The sequence below is a fragment of the Stenotrophomonas sp. SBJS02 genome, from assembly GCF_020428325.2.
Taxonomy (GTDB): Bacteria; Pseudomonadota; Gammaproteobacteria; order Xanthomonadales; family Xanthomonadaceae; genus Stenotrophomonas; species Stenotrophomonas africana.
The window spans coordinates 109,006-131,033 of sequence record NZ_CP109812.1 but is presented as its reverse complement, the minus strand read 5'-3'; the positions used below and the strand labels follow the sequence as shown (position 1 = coordinate 131,033).

The window sequence follows — 22,028 nt, the reverse complement described above, 5'->3', positions numbered from 1 at the left end:
CATCGATTGGATCGCGGGCAGCATCCACGCATGGCGTGGACCTACTGCCCGGTTGCCCTGGTAGATGCCAACCTTGGTTGGCGCCTTTCCGCGGGGTCAGCGCTTGCCCGCGCGTCGGTACACGCCGTTGAAGCGCACGTTCATGCCACCGCATTCGCTGTTGTCGGCCACGATCAGCACCTCACCCAGCGAATGCACGCGCACCTTGCAGGTGTCCTCGACGAACTCGACATCGGCACCACGCGGCGCCGCGCGCGCTTCCACCTGGCCCATGTTCGGCCCGTAGGGACGCTGCTCCGGCGTGGGGTTGGCGGAGGGCCAGTAGGCGTCCCCCTCCACATGCAGTTGCCCGCCCTGCACGCGGATCTTCAGGCCGTTGTCGCCATCCTTCCACTCCCCCGCCCAATCCTGCAGCGTTGGCACAGCCACCGGCAATGGCTGCAGCTTGCTGCGGTCGACCCAACCGGCACTGCCACCCACCTTGTTCGGGAAGAACGCGCAGCGGTAGCGGCCGAGATCACGCCCCGTCACCACGGTATCGCCGTTGACCACATAGCTGCGCTGTCGGCAGGCCGGTTCGCCCTTGGCCGGGCAGCCGTCCATGTCGCCAAGCAGGTACAGACGGGGTGCATCGACCACCCGCGCCAGTGCGAACTGGCTTTGTTCGGAGGGGAACGCACCGTTGCGGCAGGCACCACCGCCGGCGATGCCGTCCGCGAAGGCGGACACCGGCAGCAATGTGGCCATCAGGCAGATCAAACGCAGGAACATGGCAGCACTATTGGTGGGGGAGCCGGCAGGATATACCGGGCTACTTCACCGGCGGTGCATCGCCGGCATCCTGCTCCTGGGAGAACCGCAGCGCGCGCTGCCGCTGTTCGGCACTGAGCTCCGGCGGCGGCCGCGCCACGGCGGCCTGGATCTGCGCCGGTCCGCCGGTGAGTTTGTTGACGCCCTTGGCGGCCGCCATGACCCCCTTGACCACGCCCATCATGATGTAGCCGCCGCCCATGCTGACCTGCTCCGGCGATGGCGGTTCGCTCCAGTCGCGGCTGAAGCGGTTGTCACCGAACTTCACCGGATTCTTGAAGCGATACAGGTCCAGCGGCTCGTCGTCGGGCTTGAGCGCACGCACTTCGCCGAGGGTGGTGACATTGTCCTGCGGCAGGGTGGTGGAAATCGGCGCGGTGGTTGCCGCCGGGGCATCAGCAGGGGGAACGGGTGCAGGATCGGGCACTGCCACCGGCGCGGCCTGCTGCGCCTGCGCGATGCCGGCCAGCAGCATGCCGGCCAGGAGGGCTCCCTGCGTTCCACGTCGTGCCACAGCCATCCACCTGTTGGTTGCGTCCAGCGCCCAAGGATACGGATGCCGGCTTCAGATTTCGTTGCTGCACTGGCAGCTGTTCAGCCAAGGGAGATGCGGCGACGCCACGGGACGCGGGCACTGAACGGTTCACGCCCTCCGTGTGCGGTGTCTCACATCCTGAGACGTGAGTGTGGTGCCATGTGACCCCTCGCAATCCGTCCCGGCTCCATCTTCCATGGCCTACGAACTCGCCAAGCGCACCGCCGATGCCGAGCAGAAGCTCGCCACGCGCGACGGCCTGCCCGCCCGCGACGGCGCCCTGCTCAGCGCGCGCCTGCAGCGCCGCTACCAGGACCGCATCACCGGCAGCTTTGCCATTCCCGGCCGCGAAGGCCGCTATGCGCCCATTCCCGATTCAGTTCCGCCTGCCCTGGCCGCCGCGCTGAAGGCGCGTGGCATCGAGCAGCTCTACAGCCACCAGGCCGAGGCCTGGGAGGCGAGCCAGCGCGGCGAGCACGTGGCCATCGTCACCCCCACCGCCAGCGGCAAGTCGCTGTGCTACACCCTGCCGGTGGTCAGCGCGGCGATGCAGGACAAGGCCAAGGCGCTGTACCTGTTCCCGACCAAGGCGCTGGCCCAGGACCAGGTGGCCGAGCTGCTGGAACTCAACCGTGCCGGTGACCTGGGCGTAAAGGCCTTCACCTTCGACGGCGACACCCCCGGCGATGCGCGCCAGGCGATCCGCCTGCACGGCGATATCGTGGTGTCCAACCCGGACATGCTGCACCAGGCGATCCTGCCGCATCACACCAAATGGGCGCAGTTCTTCGAGAACCTGCGCTACATCGTCATCGACGAAGTGCATACCTACCGCGGCGTGTTCGGCAGCCACGTCACCAACGTGCTGCGCCGGCTCAAGCGCATCTGCGCGTTCTACGGCGTGCAACCGCAGTTCATCCTGTGCTCGGCCACCATCGGCAACCCGCAGGCGCATGCCGAGGCGCTGATCGAGGCGCCGGTTACCGCCATCACCGAATCCGGTGCGCCCAGCGGGCCGAAGCAGGTGCTGCTGTGGAACCCTCCGGTGATCAATCCGGACCTGGGCCTGCGTGCCTCGGCACGCTCGCAGAGCAACCGCATCGCCCGCATCGCGATCAAATCCGGGCTGAAGACCCTGGTGTTCGCGCAGACACGCTTGATGGTCGAGGTGCTGACCAAGTACCTGAAGGACATTTTCGACCACGACCCGCGCAAACCACCGCGCATCCGCGCCTACCGTGGCGGCTACCTGCCCACCGAGCGCCGTGAGACCGAGCGTGCGATGCGCGCGGGCAACATCGATGGCATCGTCAGCACTTCGGCGCTGGAACTGGGCGTGGATATCGGCAGCCTGGACGTGGTGATCCTCAACGGCTACCCCGGCAGCGTGGCCGCCACCTGGCAGCGCTTCGGCCGCGCCGGCCGCCGCCAGCAGCCCGCACTGGGGGTGATGGTGGCCAGCTCGCAACCGCTGGACCAGTACGTGGTGCGCCATCCGGACTTCTTCGCCGAGGCGTCGCCGGAACACGCACGCATCGCGCCCGACCAACCGCTGATCCTGTTCGACCACATCCGTTGCGCGGCCTTCGAGCTGCCGTTCCGGGTCGGCGATGGCTTCGGCCCGATCGATCCGGAAGTGTTCCTGGAAGCGCTGGCCGAAAGCGAAGTGATCCACCGCGAGGGCGAACGCTGGGAATGGATCGCCGACAGCTATCCGGCCAACGCGGTCAGCCTGCGCGCGGTGGCCGACGGCAACTTCGTGGTGGTCGACCGCAGCGATGGCCGCCAGCAGATCATCGCCGAGGTCGACTATTCGGCCGCCGCGCTCACCCTGTACGAAGGCGCCATCCACATGGTGCAGTCCACGCCGTACCAGGTGGAGACGCTGGACTGGGACGGCCGCAAGGCCTACGTCACCCGCACCCATGTGGATTACTACACCGACAGCATCGACTTCACCAAGCTCAAGGTGCTGGACCGTTTCGATGGCGGCGTGGCCGGCCGGGGTGATTCACACCATGGCGAAGTGCACGTGGTACGCCGCGTGGCGGGCTACAAGAAGATCCGCTACTACACCCACGAGAACATCGGCTACGGGCCGGTGAACCTGCCCGACCAGGAACTGCACACCACTGCGGTGTGGTGGCAGCTGCCGCAGGCGCTGCTGCTGCGCGCGTTCGCCAGCAAGCAGGATGCGCTGGACGGCTTCCTCGGTGCGGCGTATGCGCTGCACATCGTCGCCACCGTGGCGGTGATGGCCGATGCGCGCGACCTGCAGAAGTCGGTGGGTAACGGCGATGGTTCCTGGTTCGCGATCGCCGACCAGAGCGGCCGTGGCCAGCTGCGTGGCAGCGAGGGTGATCCCGGTGTGGTGGAGCTGCTGCAGGAATTCGTGCCCACCGTGTACCTGTACGACAACTTCCCCGGTGGCGTCGGTCTCAGCGAGCCGTTGTGGCAGCGCCAGGCCGAACTCGTGCAGCGCGCGCGCGAACTGGTGCAGCGCTGCGACTGCAAGGCCGGCTGCCCGGCCTGCGTGGGCCCGGTGCTGGCCGCACAGGAGGAAGATGAGACCTCGCCGCGCGCGCTGGCGCTGCGCGTGCTGGACCTGTTCGATGCAGAGGCCTGCCAGCACGTGCGCGACGTGGTGGTGACCACGCGCGAGCCGATGGAGCTGATGGCACCGTGAGCCTGAGCCTGGACAAGCTGCGCCTGCTGCGCAGGCAGGCCGGCGACACGAAGGCGAGCACGCCGGCCGCGCCGGACGTGCCCCCTGCGCCACTGCCACCCGTGGCCGCCAACGATGCGCGGCAACCTTCGGCCGAGCGTTCGGTGTTCGCCTGGGTCGAACAGGAAATCCGCCACAAGCCGACCGGCGCTGCAGCCCCCACACCGGCATCCGCACCGCTGCGGCGGCCGGAAGTGGGCAGCCTGCATCGCCTGCTCGGCCTGCGTTCGCGCGGTGGAGCCGCGCCGGCACGCGCCAGTGCACAGGATCGCCAGCTGCCCGGCGAGGAGATCGCGCCGGGCCTGTTCCTGATCGAGTCGCTGCAGCCGCAACCGATCCCGACCGCCCCGCTGTCATTGGCCTTCGCCAAGCGCGAAGGCCAGCACGTGGCCGCGCGCGACCTGCTGTTCTTCGATACCGAAACCACCGGCCTGGCCGGCGGTACCGGCACCCGCGCCTTCATGATCGGCGCCGCCGACTGGCATGTGTGCCCGCAGCGCGGCGAAGGCCTGCGCATCCGCCAACTGCTGATGTCGACGATGGCCGCCGAGGACGCGATGCTCGCCACCTTCGCCAGCTGGCTGCAGCCGTCCACCGTGTTCTGCAGCTACAACGGCCGCAGCTACGATGCGCCCCTGCTGAAGGCGCGCTATCGGCTGGCCCGCCAGCGTTGCCCGATCACCGCACTGGATCACGTCGACCTGCTCTATCCGACCCGCCGCCGCTATCGCGGCACGTGGGAGAACTGCAAGCTGTCCACCATCGAACGCCAGCTGCTGCGCGTGGTGCGCGAGGACGACCTGCCGGGCTCGGAGGCTCCGGGCGCATGGCTGCGCTTCCTGCGTGGCGGCGACGCCGTGAATCTGCGCCGGGTCGCTGACCACAACCACCAGGACGTAGTGACCCTGGCCCTGCTGCTGCAACGGCTGGTACGCGAGGAGCAACGCGAGCGCGAGACGCTGGCACTGGTCGGGCCGTAGGCGTTGACGCGGCCTGACGGCGGCAGCGGTGACACTGCCGCCACCATCCATGCCTGGAGCCCGACGATGCGCCTCAATCCCCTGGCCCTGCTCGCCATCCTGCCCTTGGCCGCCTGCAGTCATGCCGGCAGCAGCACCACCCATGATCCCGCACCGGCGCCCGTGGCCGAGACCGCGCACGAATGCAGGCCGGAAGCGCTGGACGCCTTCACCGGCAAGACTGCCGACGAAGCCACGATCAAGAAGCTGGTGGCCGACAGCGGCGCGCGCGGTGCTCGGGTGGTCAAGCCGGGCATGGCAGTGACCATGGACTTCCGCCAAGACCGCGTGACCGTGCAGGTGGACGCGCAGAACCGGATCGAGCGCGCCAGCTGCGGTTGATCGACCCAAGGTAGTGCCGGCTACTGGCCGGCACCCCACATCGCCGGCCAGCGGCCGGCACTACCGATCAGAGTTGCTCGGCCTTGCCGCTGGCCAGTGCGCGCGCGATCACCTGCTGTGCCTGCTGCGATGCCTGCGCATGCACGCGTGCCTGGCGCTCGCCCAGCGCGGCCTGCTTGCTGCCCAGTGCCGCCTGGCGGCTGGCCAGTTCAGACTGCTGGCTGGCCAGACGCTGCATGTCACGGGTGCGGCCGGACTGCGCGGCCTCGCTGCGGGCTTCCTGCATCGCACGACGTGCCTCGGCGGCGGCCTCGCGGGCGGCCTCACGCGCAACGGCCACGTCGCTGGTTGCACCGCGCGCAGCCTTCGCCGCTTCCGCAGCCGCCTCACGGTTGATGTCGTGGGCGGCCATCGCGCTGCGCGCTACCTCGGCGGCGGCCAGTGCGATGCGGCGTGACTCCTCGCCCTGCAGACGCCCCATCTCACCCATCTGCTTGCCGAGTTCGCCCTGCTGGCGACCCAACGCGCTCTGCTGGCGGCCCAGTTCGCTCTGCTGGCGCCCCAGGTCTGCGGCGCCGCTGTAGGCACGCTGCAGGGATTGGATCAGCATCGGGTCGCGCACCACATAGCGCTTGTCGCCCTGGCGGAACCACAGCGCCGGGCCCTTGCCGAGCTGCCTGCGGGCCACCGTAACGTCGTCGATGCCACCGTTGGCGAAGGTCGAATCACCATCGACCAGCACGTAGGCCTCCCGGGGCGACTTGCCCAGATCGAGGCGACCGTAGGTGGTGATGGACGTGGTGGTGGACGTCGTGCCGTCATGGTCCTCATCCCTGCCAGCGGCATCGTCGACGTAGGCCACGTCGGCATCGTCAGGACCGGACGGTTCTTCCACATCGGCCGGTTCGGCGGGCGGCGCCGGCGCCACCGGCACGGTCGGCACATGCGCGGACGACGGGGTGCAGGCGGAGCCTTCGGCGGCGCGGGCACCACGGCGGTCGGTGCCGCAGGAGGCGCGGGCGGCGCCGGCGGCACTGGCGCTGCGACCAGCCGCATCGGTGCCACGCCCACCACCACCACGATGGCCGTCAGGGCCACCGCCAACAGGCGCGGGCAGGACCGGCGCGACTGCAGCGAGAGCAGGCGACGCTTGAGGCTGGTGGTGCTCGGTGCGGCACTGGCCACACCCAGGTGCGGCTGCGGGGCCACGCCCAGCTGCAGCAGCAGGCGGCCATAGGCCTGGCGGCTCGCGCCATGCTGGCCGACCACCGCCGCATCCACCGCTTCCTCCCGGGCCTGGGCGTATTCGCGCACCGACAGGCGCAGCAGCGGATGGAAGAAGAACAGGTGCTGCGCCAGTGCGGGCAGCAGGCCCCACTGCAGGTCGCGACGCTGCAGGTGCTGCAGTTCGTGGGTCAGTGCCAGGTCCAGCGCATCGCCCTGCAGGGCGTTGTCGCCGGCCGGCAGCAGCAGCACCGGGCGGAACGGCCCGACCAGCTGCGGCGAGTCCACCTGCGTGCTCATCCACAGCCGCGGTGCAGGGCGCACGCCGTGTGCGTCGGAGGCCAGCTGCAGGGCCTGCACCAGCGCCTCGTCCTCGCAGGGATAGGCGGCGGCCAGCAGCGCCCGGCAGCGACGCCACTCACCGAAAGTGCGCAGGGCCATCAGCAGCACGCCCGATGTCCATAGCGCAGCCAACGCGACGGCCCACCACGCCACTGCCGGCACGTCCGGTGCAGTCATCGGCATTGTCGCCAGCAGCTGCGCCGAGGCTTCCGGCGCCAGTGGGTAGACCAGATCAGCGGCAACGTCAGTGGCGGTCATCGCCACCGCCTGCGGTGCCGGCAGCCAAGCCAACTGCAACGGCTGGCTCCAGAACAGGCCGAGCACGGCCTGCAGCGAGACCAGCCACCACAGGCGGCAGCGGGTAGCCGCCGACAGTGTCGGCAGCGCGCGGCACAGCACGTAGACCAGCGCCACCAGCAGCACGGTCTGCAGGCTGGTCCAGCCCAACCGTTCCAGCATCGGGATCAGCATCGTGGTGTCCATGGCTCAGCCCTCGTGGCGACGCGATTGGAGTTGGGCGACCAGCGCTTCCAGCTCGGCCAGCTCGTTGTCGCTGACCTGCTGGCGCTGCGACAGGTAGGCCACGAACGGCGACACCGAGCCCTGCAGGGTGTTGTCGATGAACTGGGCCACGGCCCCCTGCAGCACGCTTTCCGGGCCACGGGTGGCCTGGTAGCGGTAGACGCCGTCCTGCTGCTGGCGCTGAAGATACCCCTTGGCCCGCAGCCGCTCCATCATCGTCAGCACGGTGGAGCGGGCCAGGCCACGGGCCTCGCCGTAGCCACTGGCGACCTCACCGACCGTGGCCGGCGCATGTTCATCGATGTACTGCAGCAGGGCCAGCTCCTGGTCCCCGATGGTCTTGCCACGCATGACACCACTCCCTTGACTACACGTGTCGTCACTGTCAGCTTGACGACAACTGTAGTCAACCCCCCGGAAGTCATGGGCCGACGAACGGTAGGGGTGCCGAGCGCTTAAACCTTTGGCGCGCCGGCTGCATCCGATCCGGACGCCCTGCAGGAATTCCGCATGTTCCGCCCAACGCTTCGAGTCGTACTCATGCTCATCAGTGCCCTGCCCTTCACCGCCATCTCTGCCAGCCAGGACCAGGCCAACGACCAGACCCGCCGCCTGATCCGCCAGATCATGCTGGAGCAGCGCATCCCCGGGTTGCAGGTCGCGGTGGTCAAGCAAGGGCAGATCGTGCTGTCCGAAGCCTATGGCCTGGCCAATGTCGAGAATGGTGTGCTTGCCTCGCGCGACACCCGCTTCCCGCTCAACTCGGCCACCAAGGCATTCACCGGCGTGGCCGCCGCGCAGCTGGCGCAGGAGGGGCGATTGGATCTGGACGCGCCGGCCTCGCGCTACCTGGATGATCTTCCACCAGCGTGGAGAGACGTACGCGTACACCAGCTGCTGGCGCATACCTCCGGCCTTCCGGACATCCTTGATGCGAACGGGCTGTTGGGCGCTGGCTCAGAAGCGCAGGCGTGGGCGGCCGTCACTGCGCAGCCGGTCGAAGCCGAACCCGGGCAGCGCTTCGCCTACAACCAGACCAACTACGTACTGCTGGCACGAATCATCGCGAAGCAATCCGGCATGCCCTACGAACGTTTCCTCGCCACCGGCCAGTTCAGCAGCGCGCGCATGGCCCGCACCACCTTCGGCGACAGCTACGACCTGATTCCGGATGCGGCGACGATGTACAGCCTGACCCCACGTGCCACCGACGCTGCGGATGCACCGTCCCGCCTGTCGCACTGGTTCTACGACATACCGCCTTCGCTGTGGGCAGGTGGCGGCATCCTCACCACCGCCGACGACACCGCGCGCTGGCTGGTCGCGCTGACCGAAGGCCGCCTGCTACCGGAGACGGCCCTGCGGCGGATGTGGAGCGCGGAGCGCCTGGTCGATGGCCGTGCCGGCCCGTGGGCGGGTGGCTGGCCGGTGCTGCGCGCATCGCCCGACCTTCAGGTGGCCGGTATCGGCGGTGCGCGCTCGGCGTTCGTGGTCTATCCCGAGCGCGGCGTGGCGGTGGTGGTGCTGACCAATCTTGTCGGTGCCAATCCGCAGCAGTTCATTCCGCGCATTGCCGATCTCTATGCGCCTGCGGTGACCGTGCCCTGAGGCTGCCGGCCAGCGGCCGGCACTACCGTCGGCTCAGCCCCGCGGCCCACCCATCACCGGCAGGATCACCCCGCTGATGTAACTGGCACACGCCGGCGAGGCCAGGAATACATACGCGGGCGAGAGCTCTTCCGGCTGCGCGGGCCGGCCCATGTCACTGTCCTTGCCGAACTCAGCGACGTCCTCCGCCTTCTTGTCGGCCGGGTTCAGCGGCGTCCACACCGGTCCCGGCGCCACGCAGTTGACCCGGATGCCACGTGGCAGCAGCTGGCTGGCGAGCGACTTGGTGAACGCATGGATTGCGCCCTTGGTGGCCGAGTAGTCGATCAGCGCCTTGCTGCCGAAGATTCCCGTTTCCGAACCGGTGTTGATGATGCTGGCGCCCTCGCCCAGATGCGGCAGCACCGCACGCGCCATCTGGATGTAACCGCCGATGTTGGTCTGAAGGGTCTCCTGAAGGTGCGCGTCCTCCAGGTCCTCCAGGCGCTCGCAATGCAGCTGGAACGCGGCGTTGTTGACCAGGATGTCGATGCCGCCGAACGCCTTGGCCACTTGCTTCACCGCCCTGTTGCAGAAGCGCGGATCGCGCACGTCACCGGCGATCACCACGCAGCGACCGCCTTCGCGCTCCACGTGCTGGCGGGTGATATCGGCATCCTCGGCTTCGTCCAGGTGGAGTACCGCCACATCGGCGCCTTCGCGCGCAAACAGCACCGCTACCGCGCGACCGATGCCGGAATCACCACCGGTGACGATCGCGCGCATGCCCTGCAGCTTGCCGCTGCCGACGTAGTCCGGTGCCAGGAAGCGCGGTGCCAGTTCCAGTGCGTGCTCATGGCCCGGCTTGGCCAGCTGCTGCGCCGGCATCGCCTCCGGCTGTCGGCGCGTGCCGGCCTGGGTTGCGGTTTTCTTCGTTGTCTTCGTTGCTTTTTTTGCCGCGCGCACGTCCTTGGCCTTCTCCTGGTCCTGCAGGCGCCGCTGCCGCGCTGCCACACGGGCCGCGCGCGGATCGGAAGCGGCAGCCTTGCGGGTGGCGGTCTTCACCACGCGCGGGCGCTGGGATGCGGTGGTCTCGGTGGCGGCTGGCGCGGCCTGGGTGCCTTTGCGCACCTTCGGCGATGCCTTGCGGCGGGTGGGGGTCTTCTTGGTGGTGGCCATGCAGGTCTCCTCGGGAGGGTTGGGGTTGCCGGCCAGCGGCCGGCACTACCGGGGGCGGCATCCGCCGCACCTGCAGTCTCTCCGCCCGGGCTGTCGGGGGCAGTGAGCCTTCCGTGCCCACCGCGTGCACGGCATTCATTCCGCCACCACGTGCGCCGTCGCACCCTGCAGGCAACCACACGAGGAATGCCTCCATGAAACATGCGATCGCCGCCGCCGCTCTCAGCGTTGCCCTCGCCGCCTGCAGCAGCACGCCGGTGGCCCAGGTACAGCCGATCGACGGTGTGATTTCCGGCCAGTGCCACAGCGACATGGTGCGCGGCGCACTTGGCCTGGCCGCTTCGGATGCCACCGTCGCACGCGCCCGGGTGGACAGCGACAGCCTGCATGTAAGGGTGCTGCGCCATGACGGTCCGCGGGTGCCACCGGCCAGCGAAGGCGGTGACCGCCTGACCATCGAAAAGGGACGCACCAACAACATCACCGCGATCTACTGCGGATAACCGCCATCGAGCAAGCCCCACGCTGCAGGGTGCCGCCGGGCAGGGCAGGCGCGCCCGACGTCATCTCAGGCGCTGCGCTTGGCCAGCCGCCGCGCCCGGCGCAGTACCTTCAGCGTGGCCTGTTCCCACTGGCGCGGCCCACGCAGGCCGGCCAGTTTCGCCAGTTCGCCGCGCTCCCAGCCGGCGAACACGCAGGGGTCGATATAGGCCTTGCGGCATACCGCAGGCGTATTGCCCAACTGGGTCGCCACCTTGCACACCACCTCGCGCTGTACCTTGGCCATCGCGCGCTGGCTGGCCGGTTCGGGCAGTTCAGTGGCGGCGAACGCCTGCACTGCGGCCAGGGTGCCGCCCCAGGTGCGGAAATCCTTGGCGGTGAAATCCTCGCCCATCACCTCGCGCAGGTAATCGTTGACTGCACCGGAGTCGACCGGCTGGACGACACCGTCGTCGTCGCGGTACTGGAACAACGCCTGGCCCGGCAACTGCTGCACACCGCGCACCAGCGTGCCCAGCCGGCGGTCACCTACCGTCACTTCATGCAGCTGCCCGGATTTGCCGCGGAAGCGCATCCGTACGCGCCCGCCGCGCAGCAGATCCAGATGCCGGTTGCGCAGCGTGGTCAGGCCAAAGGATTTGTTTTCCTTGGCATAGGTTTCGTTGCCTACCCGCACCAGGGTGTCGGCCAGCAGCGCGACCACGACCGCCAGCACCTTCTCACGGGGGAAGCCACTGCGCTTGAGATCGCGGCTGAGCCGGCGCCGCAGCGCAGGCAGTGCTTCGCCGAAGGCGATCACCCGGTCGAACTTGCCGGCGTCGCGCACTGCGGCCCAGTCGGGGTGGTAGCGGTACTGCTTGCGCCCGCGTGCATCGCGGCCGGTGGCCTGCAAATGGCCGTTGGCGTGGGCGCAGATCCACACCGCGGTATACGCCGGCGGAATCGCCAGGGCGCGGATGCGCTGCAGCGTTGCCGCCTCGCGCACGGCATGCCCCTCGGCATCGCGGTAGGCAAACCCCTTGCCCGCGCGGCGACGGCTGAAGCCGGGTTGAGTGTCATCGACATAGCGCAGGCCGGCGGCGCGCGCGGCCTGTTGTTCCGGGGTGGAGGGCGTTGGCATGCGCTGAGTGTCGCGGGTGCGGCGCGGTGATCCTGTCGATAACGCAAGACAAACACGTGAGGGCCGGTTCGCCGCTATGCTCGGGTCTTCACAACCCCTTCCGGAGTCATGATGTCGTTCCCGATTCGCGCCCGTTCGCTCTCCGCCCTGTTGCTGCCGGCCGTGCTGGCCCTGACCGCCTGCCAGGCACCGGCGCTGGATGAACAGGATTCGGCCACCGCCCACGCCCAGCAGGCCGCCGAAGCAGCCAAGGCGCCGGCCGACGACGCCGGCAAGGCCACCGAGGCACCGCCGGTCGGCACCTGCGACGCCAGCCAGGTGCAGAGCCTGGTCGGCCAGGCCTACACCGACACCCTGGGCAAGCAGGCGCAGGAAGATGCCGGCGCCAGCCAGCTGCGCGTGCTCAAGCCCAACGACGTGGCCACGATGGAGTTTCTCGGCGACCGCCTGAACATCGAAGTGGACGACAAGGGCGCCGTCAGCGGCGTGCGCTGCGGCTGAGTCCCGCCCCGCGCCGGCACTGGGTTGCCGGCGCGTTCCGTTGCACCTGCAACCGTGTATTGCGGCGTTGCAGCAACCTGTGATCTAGTCGAGGCATCCGGTGGCCTCACGATGCGCTCCAGGGAATGAGCGGGGACGAGTGTCGCCGCCAACCCTATACGCATCGAGGTAGAGATGGCCCCCCGCAACCGCCAAGGGCTTTACGACCCGCGCTCCGAGCGCGATGCCTGTGGATTTGGCATGGTCGCCCAGCTCGACGATCAACCATCGCGCCTGTTGGTTGATACCGCCATCGCCGCGCTTTCGCGCATGACCCACCGTGGCGGTGTCGCCGCCGATGGCCTGACCGGCGATGGCTGCGGCCTGCTGCTGCGCCGCCCCGATGCGTTCCTGAAACTGCTGGCGAGTGAGGCCGGCATTGCCGTCGCCGCACGCTTCGCCGCCGGCCTGGTGTTCCTGCCCCACGACGCCGACGCGGCGCAGGCCTGCCGCGCCCAGCTGCAGGCGCAGGTGGAAGCGGTGGGCTGCAAGGTTGCCGGCTGGCGCGAGGTACCGACCGACGACAGCGTCTGCGGCCAACTGGCGCGCGACACGCTGCCGCGCATCGAACAGGTGTTCGTCGATGCCGGCGTTGGCCAGGATGATGCCGGCTTCGCGCTGGCGTTGTTCCTGGCACGCCGCCGCAGCGAGCAGGAGCTGCGCGATCACGCCGACTTCTACGTCACCACGCTCACCCCGGATGCGATCAGCTACAAGGGCATGGTGCTGCCGGACAAGCTGAGCCGCTTCTTCCCGGACCTGCAGCGCCGCGAACTGGCCTCCAGCGCCATCGTGTTCCACCAGCGCTTCTCCACCAACACGTTGCCGCGCTGGCCGCTGGCCCACCCGTTCCGCATGCTCGCCCACAACGGCGAGATCAACACCATCGAAGGCAACCGGCGCTGGGCGCAGGCACGCAGCAAGGTGTGGAAGACGCCGCGCTTTGATATCGGCGAGTTTGACCCGGTTATTTCCATGCACGGTTCGGACTCGCAGAGCCTGGACAACATGCTGGAGCTGATGGTCGCCGGTGGCATGGAGCTGATCCAGGCGCTGCGCATCCTGGTGCCGCCCGCCACCCAGTCGCTGGAGTTCAAGGATCCGGACCTGGCCGCGTTCTACGAGTTCCACGGCCTGAACAGCGAGCCGTGGGACGGCCCGGCCGGCATCGTTGCCTGCGACAGCCGCTACGCCGTCTGCACCCTCGACCGCAACGGCCTGCGCCCGGCGCGCTGGATGCTGACCGCCGACCGTCATTTCCTGGTCGCCTCCGAAGCGGGCGTGTGGGAAGTGCCGACCGAGCGCGTGGTGCGCAAGGGCAAGCTCGGCCCCGGCGAGATGATCGCCATCGACCTCAAGCGCGGCGACCTGCTCGACTCCGAAGCCATCGACCGCATCAACCGTGGTCGCGCGCCGTACAAGCAGTGGCTGCAGCAGGGCGTGACCTACCTGCAGACCGAACTGATCGACCCGTCGCTGGTGGAAGAACCCTTTGACGAAGGCACCCTGCGCAGCTACCACAAGCTCTACCAGCTCAGCAGCGAGGAAGTGGAGCAGGTGCTGCGGCCGCTGGCCGAGACCGAGCAGGAAGCCACCGGCTCGATGGGCGATGACACGCCGATGGCGGTGCTGAGCCAGCGCAGCCGCCCGCTGTACGACTATTTCCGCCAGGCCTTCGCGCAGGTCACCAACCCGCCGATCGACCCGCTGCGCGAAGACTGCGCGATGTCGCTGTCCACCCAGCTTGGCAAGGAGACCAACATCTTCCATGCCGGCCCGGAGACGGTGAACCACGTCATCCTCAATTCGCCGGTACTGAGCCAGCGCAAGCTGCGCCAGCTGCTGAAGATGGACCAGTACGTGCAGGCCAACCGCCTGCTCGACCTGTCCTACAGCGAAGACGAGGGCCTGCGCGCCGGCATCGAACGCATCTGCAGCGAAGCCGAACAGGCCGCGCGCGACGGCATGGTGATGCTGCTGCTGTCCGACCGCTACCCGGTGGCCGGGCGGCCGATGGTGCATGCGCTGCTGGCCACCAGCGCCATCCACCATCACCTCTCGCGGCTGGGCCTGCGCTGCGACGTGAATCTCATCGTCGAGACCGGCACCGCGCGCGATCCGCATCACATGGCCTGCCTGCTCGGCTTCGGCGCCACGGCGGTGTATCCGTACCTGGCCTACCAGACCCTGTTCGACCTGGGCCGCCGCGGCATCCTCAAGCTCAGCAAGGGCGGTGAGCAGTCGCAGATCGGCCGCCGCTACCGCAAGGGCGTGTACAAGGGCCTGTCGAAGATCATCTCGAAGATGGGCATCTGTACCGTGGCCAGCTACCGCGGCGCGCAGCTGTTCGAGATCATCGGCCTGGAACCGGAAGTCGTGGACCTGTGCTTCCCGGATACCGCCTCGCGCATCGGTGGTGCCGGTTTCGCGCGCCTGGATGCCGACGCACGCGAGCTGTGCGCGCAGGCCTGGGATGCGCAGCAGGACGTGGATGTCGGCGGCCTGCTGAAGTACGTGCACGGCGGCGAGTACCACATGTACAACCCGGACGTGGTCACCACCCTGCAGCGCGCGGCGCGCAGCGGCGATCCGCGTGCCTGGCAGCAGTACTGCGATGCGGTGCATGCACGGCCGCCGTCGGCGCTGCGCGACCTGCTGGAACTGGTGCCGGCGGCCACGCCGGTACCGCTGGACGAGGTGGCTCCAGCCAGTACCCTGTTCCCGCGCTTCGATACTGCGGCGATCAGCCTGGGCGCACTGTCGCCGGAAGCACATGAAGCATTGGCCATTGCCATGAACCGCCTCGGCGGCCGCAGCAATTCCGGCGAAGGCGGTGAGGATCCGGCACGCTACGGCACCCCAAAGCGCAGCAAGATCAAGCAGGTCGCCTCGGGCCGCTTCGGCGTCACCGCCGAATACCTGGTCAATGCCGAGGTGCTGCAGATCAAGGTCGCGCAGGGCGCCAAGCCCGGCGAGGGCGGCCAGCTGCCGGGCCACAAGGTGAACGAACTGATCGCGCGCCTGCGCTATGCCCGCCCCGGGATCGGCCTGATCTCGCCGCCGCCGCACCACGACATCTATTCGATCGAAGACCTGGCGCAGCTGATCTACGACCTCAAGCAGGTCAACCCGACCGCGCTGGTGTCGGTGAAGCTGGTCAGCCATGCCGGCGTCGGCACGATTGCCGCGGGCGTGGTCAAGGCCGGTGCGGACCTGATCACCATTTCCGGCCATGACGGCGGCACCGGCGCTTCGCCGGTCAGCTCCATCCGCTATGCCGGCGTGCCGTGGGAACTGGGCGTGGCCGAAGCGCACCAGGCGCTGCTGGCCAACGACCTGCGCGGGCGCACCCTGCTGCAGACCGATGGTGGCCTGAAGACCGGCCTGGACGTGGTCAAGGCCGCGCTGCTGGGTGCGGACAGCTTCGGCTTCGGCACCGCGCCGATGATCGTGCTGGGCTGCAAGTACCTGCGCATCTGCCACCTCAACAACTGCGCCACTGGCGTGGCCACCCAGGACGAACGCCTGCGCGAGAACCACTTCACCGGCCAGCCGGAGCGCGTGGAGAACTTCTTCCGCCTGCTGGCCGAGGAAGTGCGTGGCTGGCTGTCCTACCTGGGCGCGCGTTCGCTGGACGAGATCGTGGGCCGTACCGACCTGCTGCGGCAGATCGAAGCCGCGCCGCGCGAGGGTGTGCGCGTGGACCTGTCGCGCCTGCTGGCCGATGCCCGCTACGAGGGCAGCCACTGCGCCGCGCAGCGCCTGTACGAATCGCCGGACAGCCTGGCCACGCAGATGGACGGCCTGCTGTCCTCCGCCATCGAACACAAGCGCGGCGGCGAGCATCGCTTCCTGATCCACAACACCGACCGCAGCATCGGCACCCGCCTGGCCGGCGCGGTGGCCCGCGCGCACGGCAATCAGGGCATGGCCGAGGCACCGCTGGAACTGCGCTTCCGCGGCAGCGCCGGGCAGAGCTTTGGCGCGTTCAACGTGGGTGGCCTGCACCTGGAAGTGGAGGGTGAAGCCAACGACTACGTCGGCAAGGGCATGGCCGGCGGCCGCCTGGTGGTGCGTCCGCCGCGTGGTGCACGCTTCGAGGCACGCAGCACTGCGATCATCGGCAACACCTGCCTGTACGGCGCCACCGGGGGCGAGCTGTTTGCCGCCGGCCGCGCGGGCGAACGCTTCGCGGTGCGCAATTCCGGCGCGCTGGCGGTGGTGGAAGGCGCCGGTGACCACTGCTGCGAATACATGACTGATGGCGTGGTGCTGGTGCTGGGCAAGGTCGGCCTGAACTTCGGTGCCGGCTTCACCGGCGGCCTGGCCTACGTGCTGGACGTGGACCGCGATTTCGTCGACCGCTACAACCACGAGCTGATCGACATCCATCGCGTCTCCGCCGAGGGCTTCGAGAACTACCGCCAGCATCTGCACCGCCTGATCGGTCGTCATCGCGAGCTGACCGGCAGCATCTGGGCGCAGCAGATCCTGGACGAGTTCCGCGATTACATCGGCAAGTTCTGGCTGGTCAAACCGAAGGCCGCCAGCATCGAGTCGCTGACCGAAACCCTCCGCCGCGCCGCGTAACGGTAGTGCCGGCCGCTGGCCGGCAACCCAGGATCACGTAGTGCCGGCCGCTGGCCGGCAACCGCAAAACACCACAGAGCCCGCCATGAGCCGCAAGCACGCCTTCCAGTTCCTCGACCTGCCCCGCACCATGCCGCAGCGCATCCCGGTGGAACTGCGCACCTCCGGCGACTGGGGCGAGTTGTACGGCAAGTTCGGCAAGGAGGACGCGCAGTACCAGGCCGGCCGCTGCCTGGATTGCGGCAACCCCTACTGCAGCTGGAAGTGCCCGGTACACAACGCGATTCCGCAGTGGCTGCAGCTGGTGCAGGAGAACCGCATCCATGAAGCGGCCACGCTGTGCCACAGCACCAACCCGCTGCCGGAAGTGTGCGGCCGGGTCTGCCCGCAGGACCGCCTGTGCGAAGGCAGCTGCACGCTGGAGGAATTCGGCGCGGTCACCATCGGTGCGGTGGAGAAGTACATCGTCGATACCGCGCTGGCCAGCGGCTGGCGCCCGGATCTAGGTGCGGTGCAGCCGACCGGCCACAGCGTGGCGGTGATCGGTGCAGGCCCGGCCGGCCTGGCCTGCGCCGACCGCCTGGCCCGCGCCGGCATCACCGCCGTGGTCTACGACCGCTACGAGCAGATCGGCGGCCTGCTGCAGTTCGGTATTCCCAGCTTCAAGCTGGACAAGGACGTGATCCATCGCCGCCGCGAAGTGCTGGAAGGCATGGGCGTGCAGTTCCGCCTCGGCGTGGAGATCGGTCGCGACCTGAGCGTGCAGCAGCTGCTGGACTCCCACGACGCGGTGTTCGTTGGTACCGGCGCCTATCGCTACACCGACGGCGGCCTCGACGGCCAGGACCTGAAGGGCGTGCTGCCGGCGCTGCCGTTCCTGGTGCAGAACAGCCGCATCGTCGGCGGCGATGATCCGAAGGGCCGGCCGATCGCCGGCTGGGAGGACACCATCGCCCTGCCCGACCTCAACGGCAAGCGCGTGGTGGTGCTCGGTGGCGGCGATACCGGCATGGACTGCGTGCGCAGTGCCGTGCGGCTGGGCGCAGCCAAGGTCACCTGTGCCTATCGTCGCGACGAAGCCAACATGCCCGGCAGCGCGCGCGAAGTGGCCAATGCTCGCGAAGAAGGCGTGCGCTTCCTGTTCAACCGCCAGCCGCTGTCGATCGAAGCCGGCGCCGACGACGAAGTGATCGGCGTGACCGTGGTCGAGACCCGACTTGGCGAGCCCGATGCCAATGGCCGCCAGAATGCGGTGCCGATCGACGGCAGCGAATCGCTGCTGGAGGCGGACGTGGTGATCATCGCCTTCGGCTTCTCACCAACCGTGCCGGCGTGGCTCACCGAACACGGCGTGGAAGGCCAGTCCAACGGTCGCATCGTGGCCGGTGGCAAGGATCGCCTGCCATTCCAGACCGCACATCCGCGTCTGTTCGCCGGTGGCGATGCGGTGCGCGGCGCTGACCTCGTGGTAACCGCCGTGGCCGAGGGTCGCGATGCCGCCGCCAGCATCGTGCGGCTACTGACCCGCTGACAGCGGCGCCAGCAGCACGGCCAACAGCGCGTGCAGTTCGCGGGTTTCCACTGGCTTGGCCAGGAAGTGGTCGATGCCGGCCACGCGGCAGGCGTCGCGGGTGCGATCCAGCACGCTGGCGGTCAGCGCGATGATCGGCACCTGCGCACGCGCCGGGCAAGGGTCGGCACGGATCGCCCGCGCCAGCGCGAAGCCGTCCATGTGCGGCATGTGGCAGTCGGTGATGACCAGGTCGAAGGGTTTCGTCTGCCAGGCCTCGAAGGCCTGCCGGCCGTCCCCGCAGGCGTGCACCTGCAGTCCCAGCTCGCACAGGCGCTGCTCCAGCAGAAGCAGGTTGGTGGGATGATCATCGGCTGCCAGCACCCGGGCCGGCGACAGTGGCCGCATTGCCGACAACGGCAGAGGTCGCGGCTCTGCGGGCAACGCACAGCCAGCCAGCTCAAGCTCCATCCTTACCGTGGTGCCCTCGCCTGGCGCGCTGCGCAGCTGCAGCTGCGCGCCCATCGACTCGGCCAGCTCGCGGCAGATCGCCAGGCCCAGGCCGCTGCCACCGAAGCGGCGTGTTGTGGATGCTTCGGCCTGGGTGTAAGCGGCAAACACCGCCTGTTGCCGCTCCGGACTGATGCCTACGCCGCTGTCGCTCACCTGCAGGCGCAGGCGCTGGCCACCATCGAATTGCTGCAGCACCTGCACCCGCAGTTCCACGCCCCCTTGCTCGGTGAACTTGAGCGCGTTGCCGGCAAGGTTGAACAGGATCTGGCGCACGCGCAGACCGTCGGCGAGCGATCCAGCCTGCAATGCCGGATCCAGCTCGGCGCGCAGGTACAGGCCGCGGCTGGCTGCGACCGGCATCAGCAGCTGCTGCACCGCGCGTACCAGAGCGCCCAGATCCGTGGGCCGCAGCTGCAGCGGCGCAGCCTGGAATCGCTGGCTGTGCAGCACATCGTCGAGGATCTGCCGCAGCATCCGCGCGGCATCACCGACTGTCGCCAGCACCTGCTGCTGGCCCGGATCCAAGTCGCTGCCAGCCAGTCGTTCGAGCATGCCCAGCAGGGTGCTCATCGGCGTGCGGATCTCGTGGCTCATCGTTGCCAGGAAGTGGGTCTTGTCCTGCGCCACCTGCTCGGCCTCCCGGCGCGCTTCGGCCAGCGCCCGGGTGCGCGACTGCGCCTCGCTGACATCGATCCAGTAGCCACTCCACTCGACATCGCCGTCATCGCAGGACAGCGGTCGACCATGAGAGCGTACCCAACGCCAGCCCTGTGGCGATCGCGTGCGGAAGGTGACGTCGATCGGGCCACGCGCCAGCGCAGCGGCATCGACAGCGTCCATCAGCCGATTGCGATCCTCAGGGTGGACCGCTGCGAGCAGGCGCTGCTGGTCGATCAGCGCGGTTTCCACGCTGATCCCGAACAACGTCTGCACGTCACCTGCAATCTGAGGAAAACTGTAATAGCCCGCGGCGGAGCGTCGTGCCTGATAGACCACAGCCGGCAGATTCGAGGTCACCTCCTGCAGGCGTTGCGCGGCTACGCGGCGGCGCGCGCTTTCACGGTGCACGCGCCAATAGCCGAAGGCGTATACCAGCGCGAGCGCCAGCAGGATCAGCGAGGCGGTTACCAGCCAACGCAAGGGCGACGGTGACGACTGGCTGCGTGGCCCGGCCGGCTGCCAGGCTGCGCGGATCGCCTCGTGCTGCGCGTCCGTCAGCTGCGACACGGCGTGCTCGAACTCGCTGATGACATCGGCACAGGCGGGCACGACGGCCAGCACCAGCGCATCCTCGATTCCTGCCGGTGCTGCGACCACCAGCGAATCTCCACGATAGCGGCGTAACGCGGCCTCGACCTCGCCGAGATTGGCGATCACGGCATCGATCAGGCCGGTACCCAGCAGCGACAGCGCGTCGTCGATCGGTGCCGGTGGCAGCAGCTGCGCACCGGGCGCCTGCTCGGCCAGCAGCGCAGTCAGCGGCAATGGATCGGGACTGGCCACGGTGCGCCCGCGCAGGGCCTCAAGCCCCATGACCGGCGGCGCATCCCGGCGCCGCACGATCACCTGCGGCAGCTGCAGGTAGGGCGCGCTGGCCACCCAGCCGATGGGCACCTGCGAACGTGGCCACCCCAGCAGTGCCTGGGTGTCGTGGGGCAACGCCCCCTCGGCCACGGCAACGCCCCGCAGTGGCTGCATCTGCAGCGGGCGCTGTGCTTCCAGCAGCGCCAGGTACTGCGCGCCGAGCCCGCGCGCCTGGCCTTGTTCGCTGGAGGACAACGGTGCGCGGTCGGCGGGCCAGGCGATGTGCAGCGGCGACTCGCAGCCAGCGGCGGCGGCTGTGGTGGGCAGCAGCAGGCAGGCCAGGACCACGGCGGCGGCAGGCAGGCCAGCGACGTTCACGATGGGCATCCTCATTTCGCGGACTGAAGTGCACGGCCGCGCAGCGGTACCGCTGTCTGCCACGCTAGCGACGTGCGGACAGGCCGCAATGAAGAAAGTTGTAAAAACATCCAGAGAGGGGAATGCCGACATACACTGCCGCCTTCACCCGTACCTGCGGAGTTTTCGATGCGCATCGGCCTGGCTGCCAACCGTCTCCACCACCACGACGCGCGCGCCGCCCTGTTCCGCTGGCTGCGTGTCAGCGAACCCGGCCTGCGCGAACTGGGCGTGTCGCTGCACGCGGTCGGCCGCACCCATGACGCGATCGGACGACAGGGCTTCCTCGCTGGATATGGGGGACTGCACCGCTATCCCTACGGGCGCGAGGGTGGCCTGATGAAGCTGGTCGCCGAGGTGGTCGGGATGGGCCCGGATCGGACACTGGATGGTGCGATCTATCTGATTGATCCGGTCGATCCGTCCTCGGTGTTTCCGGAGGCCACGGCCCTGAAGCGACAGTGCGTGATCCACGGCAAGCCGTTCATTTCGACCGTGGCCACCGCACGCGACTGGGTCGAGGTGGAGCGCATCCACGCCGGGCTGGCGGCCGATGCCGGCGCCGACGACCTGCATGCGTTCGAAGGACAGACACTGGCGCTGATCGCGCACGATGCGATGAAGCCGGCGATGCTGGCCTTCGCCGATGAACACTTCGATGTGCTGGCCCGGTTCGGTGAACGCGTGGCGACCGGCACCACCGGCCAGCGCTTGAACGAGCTGGCCTGGAGCCGGGGCTGGCCCAGCGATACGCCCTGGGTAACGCGCTACCAGAGTGGCCCGATGGGCGGTGATGCGCAGATTGCCGACCGGGTGCTGGAAGGGCGTTGCCAGCGTGCGATCTTCTTCGAGGACCCGCATGTGGCGCGCCAGCATGAGGCGGATATCCAGCTGCTGGAGCGTGCGGTGACGACGGTGACCGATCAGGCGGTGTGCATTACGGCGCCGCGGGTGGCGGCACGTTGGGCCACGGCAGCGGCGTTGCGGGCGGGGTGAGGGTTTCGGCCAACGGCTGAGCCCCTCGTGGT

Annotated in this window: 15 protein-coding genes and 1 pseudogene; 9 read left to right on the top strand and 7 right to left on the bottom strand. The window is 68.7% G+C overall.

The features are described from left to right. Positions 1 to 96: 96 nt before the first annotated feature. Together FQS62_RS00575 and FQS62_RS00570 are read right to left on the bottom strand one after the other, a co-directional pair. The gene (locus FQS62_RS00575; protein WP_088480148.1) at positions 97 to 771 is read right to left on the bottom strand and encodes a hypothetical protein; all 675 of its coding nucleotides are present in this window, start codon (positions 769 to 771) and stop codon (positions 97 to 99) included. Positions 772 to 811: 40 nt separating this feature from the next. Next, complete coding sequence (locus FQS62_RS00570) at positions 812 to 1,330, bottom strand: hypothetical protein (RefSeq protein WP_057499998.1); 519 nt, start codon at positions 1,328 to 1,330, stop codon at positions 812 to 814. 211 nt (positions 1,331 to 1,541) lie between these two features. On the opposite strand from FQS62_RS00570, the gene FQS62_RS00565 reads away from it, so the two are divergent. The 3 genes from FQS62_RS00565 (at position 1,542) to FQS62_RS00555 (ending at position 5,431) form a co-directional block, all read left to right on the top strand. Beyond that, positions 1,542 to 4,031, top strand: a complete 2,490-nt coding sequence (locus tag FQS62_RS00565) for a DEAD/DEAH box helicase (protein WP_088480150.1) — start codon at positions 1,542 to 1,544, stop codon at positions 4,029 to 4,031. Next, positions 4,028 to 5,050, top strand: a complete 1,023-nt coding sequence (locus FQS62_RS00560) for a ribonuclease H-like domain-containing protein (RefSeq protein ID WP_088480151.1) — start codon at positions 4,028 to 4,030, stop codon at positions 5,048 to 5,050. The genes FQS62_RS00565 and FQS62_RS00560 overlap by 4 nt, the downstream gene beginning before the upstream one ends. Positions 5,051 to 5,116: 66 nt before the next feature. Beyond that, complete coding sequence (locus tag FQS62_RS00555; RefSeq protein WP_057499995.1) at positions 5,117 to 5,431, top strand: I78 family peptidase inhibitor; 315 nt, start codon at positions 5,117 to 5,119, stop codon at positions 5,429 to 5,431. Between the two features lie 67 nt (positions 5,432 to 5,498). On the opposite strand, the pseudogene FQS62_RS00550 reads toward FQS62_RS00555, so the two are convergent. Together FQS62_RS00550 and FQS62_RS00545 are read right to left on the bottom strand one after the other, a co-directional pair. Next, positions 5,499 to 7,480: pseudogene (locus tag FQS62_RS00550) on the bottom strand (M56 family metallopeptidase). 3 nt (positions 7,481 to 7,483) lie between these two features. After that, a complete protein-coding gene (locus FQS62_RS00545) occupies positions 7,484 to 7,870 on the bottom strand; it encodes a BlaI/MecI/CopY family transcriptional regulator (RefSeq protein WP_049448297.1) in 387 nt (128 codons plus the stop codon). Positions 7,871 to 8,059: 189 nt separating this feature from the next. On the opposite strand from FQS62_RS00545, the gene FQS62_RS00540 reads away from it, so the two are divergent. Further along, positions 8,060 to 9,127, top strand: a complete 1,068-nt coding sequence (locus FQS62_RS00540; RefSeq protein WP_208042890.1) for a serine hydrolase domain-containing protein — start codon at positions 8,060 to 8,062, stop codon at positions 9,125 to 9,127. 33 nt (positions 9,128 to 9,160) lie between these two features. Here FQS62_RS00540 and FQS62_RS00535 read toward each other — a convergent pair whose 3' ends face one another. Then, entirely contained in the window at positions 9,161 to 10,285 is a 1,125-nt protein-coding gene (locus tag FQS62_RS00535; RefSeq protein ID WP_049448294.1) for an SDR family oxidoreductase, read from the bottom strand. A 194-nt stretch (positions 10,286 to 10,479) separates the two neighbouring features. On the opposite strand from FQS62_RS00535, the gene FQS62_RS00530 reads away from it, so the two are divergent. Next, positions 10,480 to 10,788: a hypothetical protein gene (locus FQS62_RS00530; RefSeq protein WP_057499991.1), complete on the top strand. Its 309-nt coding sequence runs from the start codon at positions 10,480 to 10,482 to the stop codon at positions 10,786 to 10,788. Positions 10,789 to 10,853: 65 nt separating this feature from the next. Here the strand turns inward: FQS62_RS00530 and FQS62_RS00525 are convergent, their stop codons facing one another. Next, positions 10,854 to 11,906, bottom strand: coding sequence for a DNA topoisomerase IB (locus FQS62_RS00525; protein WP_049448291.1), 1,053 nt, complete (start codon positions 11,904 to 11,906; stop codon positions 10,854 to 10,856). A gap of 111 nt (positions 11,907 to 12,017) precedes the next feature. Here FQS62_RS00525 and FQS62_RS00520 point away from each other — a divergent pair, with 111 nt between their 5' ends. From FQS62_RS00520 to FQS62_RS00510, 3 genes are all read left to right on the top strand, one after another. Further along, positions 12,018 to 12,407 carry an I78 family peptidase inhibitor gene (locus tag FQS62_RS00520; protein ID WP_164158983.1) on the top strand — a complete coding sequence of 130 codons (390 nt, stop codon included), beginning with the start codon at positions 12,018 to 12,020 and terminating at the stop codon, positions 12,405 to 12,407. Between the two features lie 174 nt (positions 12,408 to 12,581). Beyond that, positions 12,582 to 17,036: a glutamate synthase large subunit gene (gene gltB, locus FQS62_RS00515; protein WP_208043565.1), complete on the top strand. Its 4,455-nt coding sequence runs from the start codon at positions 12,582 to 12,584 to the stop codon at positions 17,034 to 17,036. Between the two features lie 85 nt (positions 17,037 to 17,121). Beyond that, positions 17,122 to 18,567 (top strand): glutamate synthase small subunit GltD family protein, encoded by a 1,446-nt coding sequence (locus tag FQS62_RS00510; RefSeq protein ID WP_049448285.1) that lies wholly within the window; start codon positions 17,122 to 17,124, stop codon positions 18,565 to 18,567. Here the strand turns inward: FQS62_RS00510 and FQS62_RS00505 are convergent. Then, positions 18,553 to 20,961, bottom strand: coding sequence for an ATP-binding protein (locus tag FQS62_RS00505; RefSeq protein WP_049448324.1), 2,409 nt, complete (start codon positions 20,959 to 20,961; stop codon positions 18,553 to 18,555). The two genes, FQS62_RS00510 and FQS62_RS00505, sit on opposite strands and share 15 nt — an antisense overlap. Positions 20,962 to 21,129: 168 nt before the next feature. Between FQS62_RS00505 and FQS62_RS00500 the strand changes: the two genes are divergently transcribed. Beyond that, positions 21,130 to 21,996, top strand: coding sequence for a methylglyoxal synthase (locus FQS62_RS00500; RefSeq protein ID WP_049448284.1), 867 nt, complete (start codon positions 21,130 to 21,132; stop codon positions 21,994 to 21,996). The last annotated feature ends 32 nt before the right edge of the window (positions 21,997 to 22,028 follow it).

Excerpts from the sequence above, each read along its gene's own strand:
- FQS62_RS00525 (WP_049448291.1), bottom strand. The coding sequence starts at position 11,906 with ATGCCAACGCCCTCCACCCCGGAACAACAGGCCGCGCGCGCCGCCGGC.
- FQS62_RS00545 (WP_049448297.1), bottom strand. The coding sequence starts at position 7,870 with ATGCGTGGCAAGACCATCGGGGACCAGGAGCTGGCCCTGCTGCAGTAC.
- FQS62_RS00535 (WP_049448294.1), bottom strand. The coding sequence starts at position 10,285 with ATGGCCACCACCAAGAAGACCCCCACCCGCCGCAAGGCATCGCCGAAG.
- FQS62_RS00520 (WP_164158983.1), top strand. The coding sequence starts at position 12,018 with ATGTCGTTCCCGATTCGCGCCCGTTCGCTCTCCGCCCTGTTGCTGCCG.
- FQS62_RS00500 (WP_049448284.1), top strand. The coding sequence starts at position 21,130 with ATGCGCATCGGCCTGGCTGCCAACCGTCTCCACCACCACGACGCGCGC.
- gltB (WP_208043565.1), top strand. The coding sequence starts at position 12,582 with ATGGCCCCCCGCAACCGCCAAGGGCTTTACGACCCGCGCTCCGAGCGC.
- FQS62_RS00540 (WP_208042890.1), top strand. The coding sequence starts at position 8,060 with ATGCTCATCAGTGCCCTGCCCTTCACCGCCATCTCTGCCAGCCAGGAC.
- FQS62_RS00555 (WP_057499995.1), top strand. The coding sequence starts at position 5,117 with ATGCGCCTCAATCCCCTGGCCCTGCTCGCCATCCTGCCCTTGGCCGCC.
- FQS62_RS00565 (WP_088480150.1), top strand. The coding sequence starts at position 1,542 with ATGGCCTACGAACTCGCCAAGCGCACCGCCGATGCCGAGCAGAAGCTC.
- FQS62_RS00570 (WP_057499998.1), bottom strand. The coding sequence starts at position 1,330 with ATGGCTGTGGCACGACGTGGAACGCAGGGAGCCCTCCTGGCCGGCATG.
- FQS62_RS00575 (WP_088480148.1), bottom strand. The coding sequence starts at position 771 with ATGTTCCTGCGTTTGATCTGCCTGATGGCCACATTGCTGCCGGTGTCC.
- FQS62_RS00530 (WP_057499991.1), top strand. The coding sequence starts at position 10,480 with ATGAAACATGCGATCGCCGCCGCCGCTCTCAGCGTTGCCCTCGCCGCC.
- FQS62_RS00510 (WP_049448285.1), top strand. The coding sequence starts at position 17,122 with ATGAGCCGCAAGCACGCCTTCCAGTTCCTCGACCTGCCCCGCACCATG.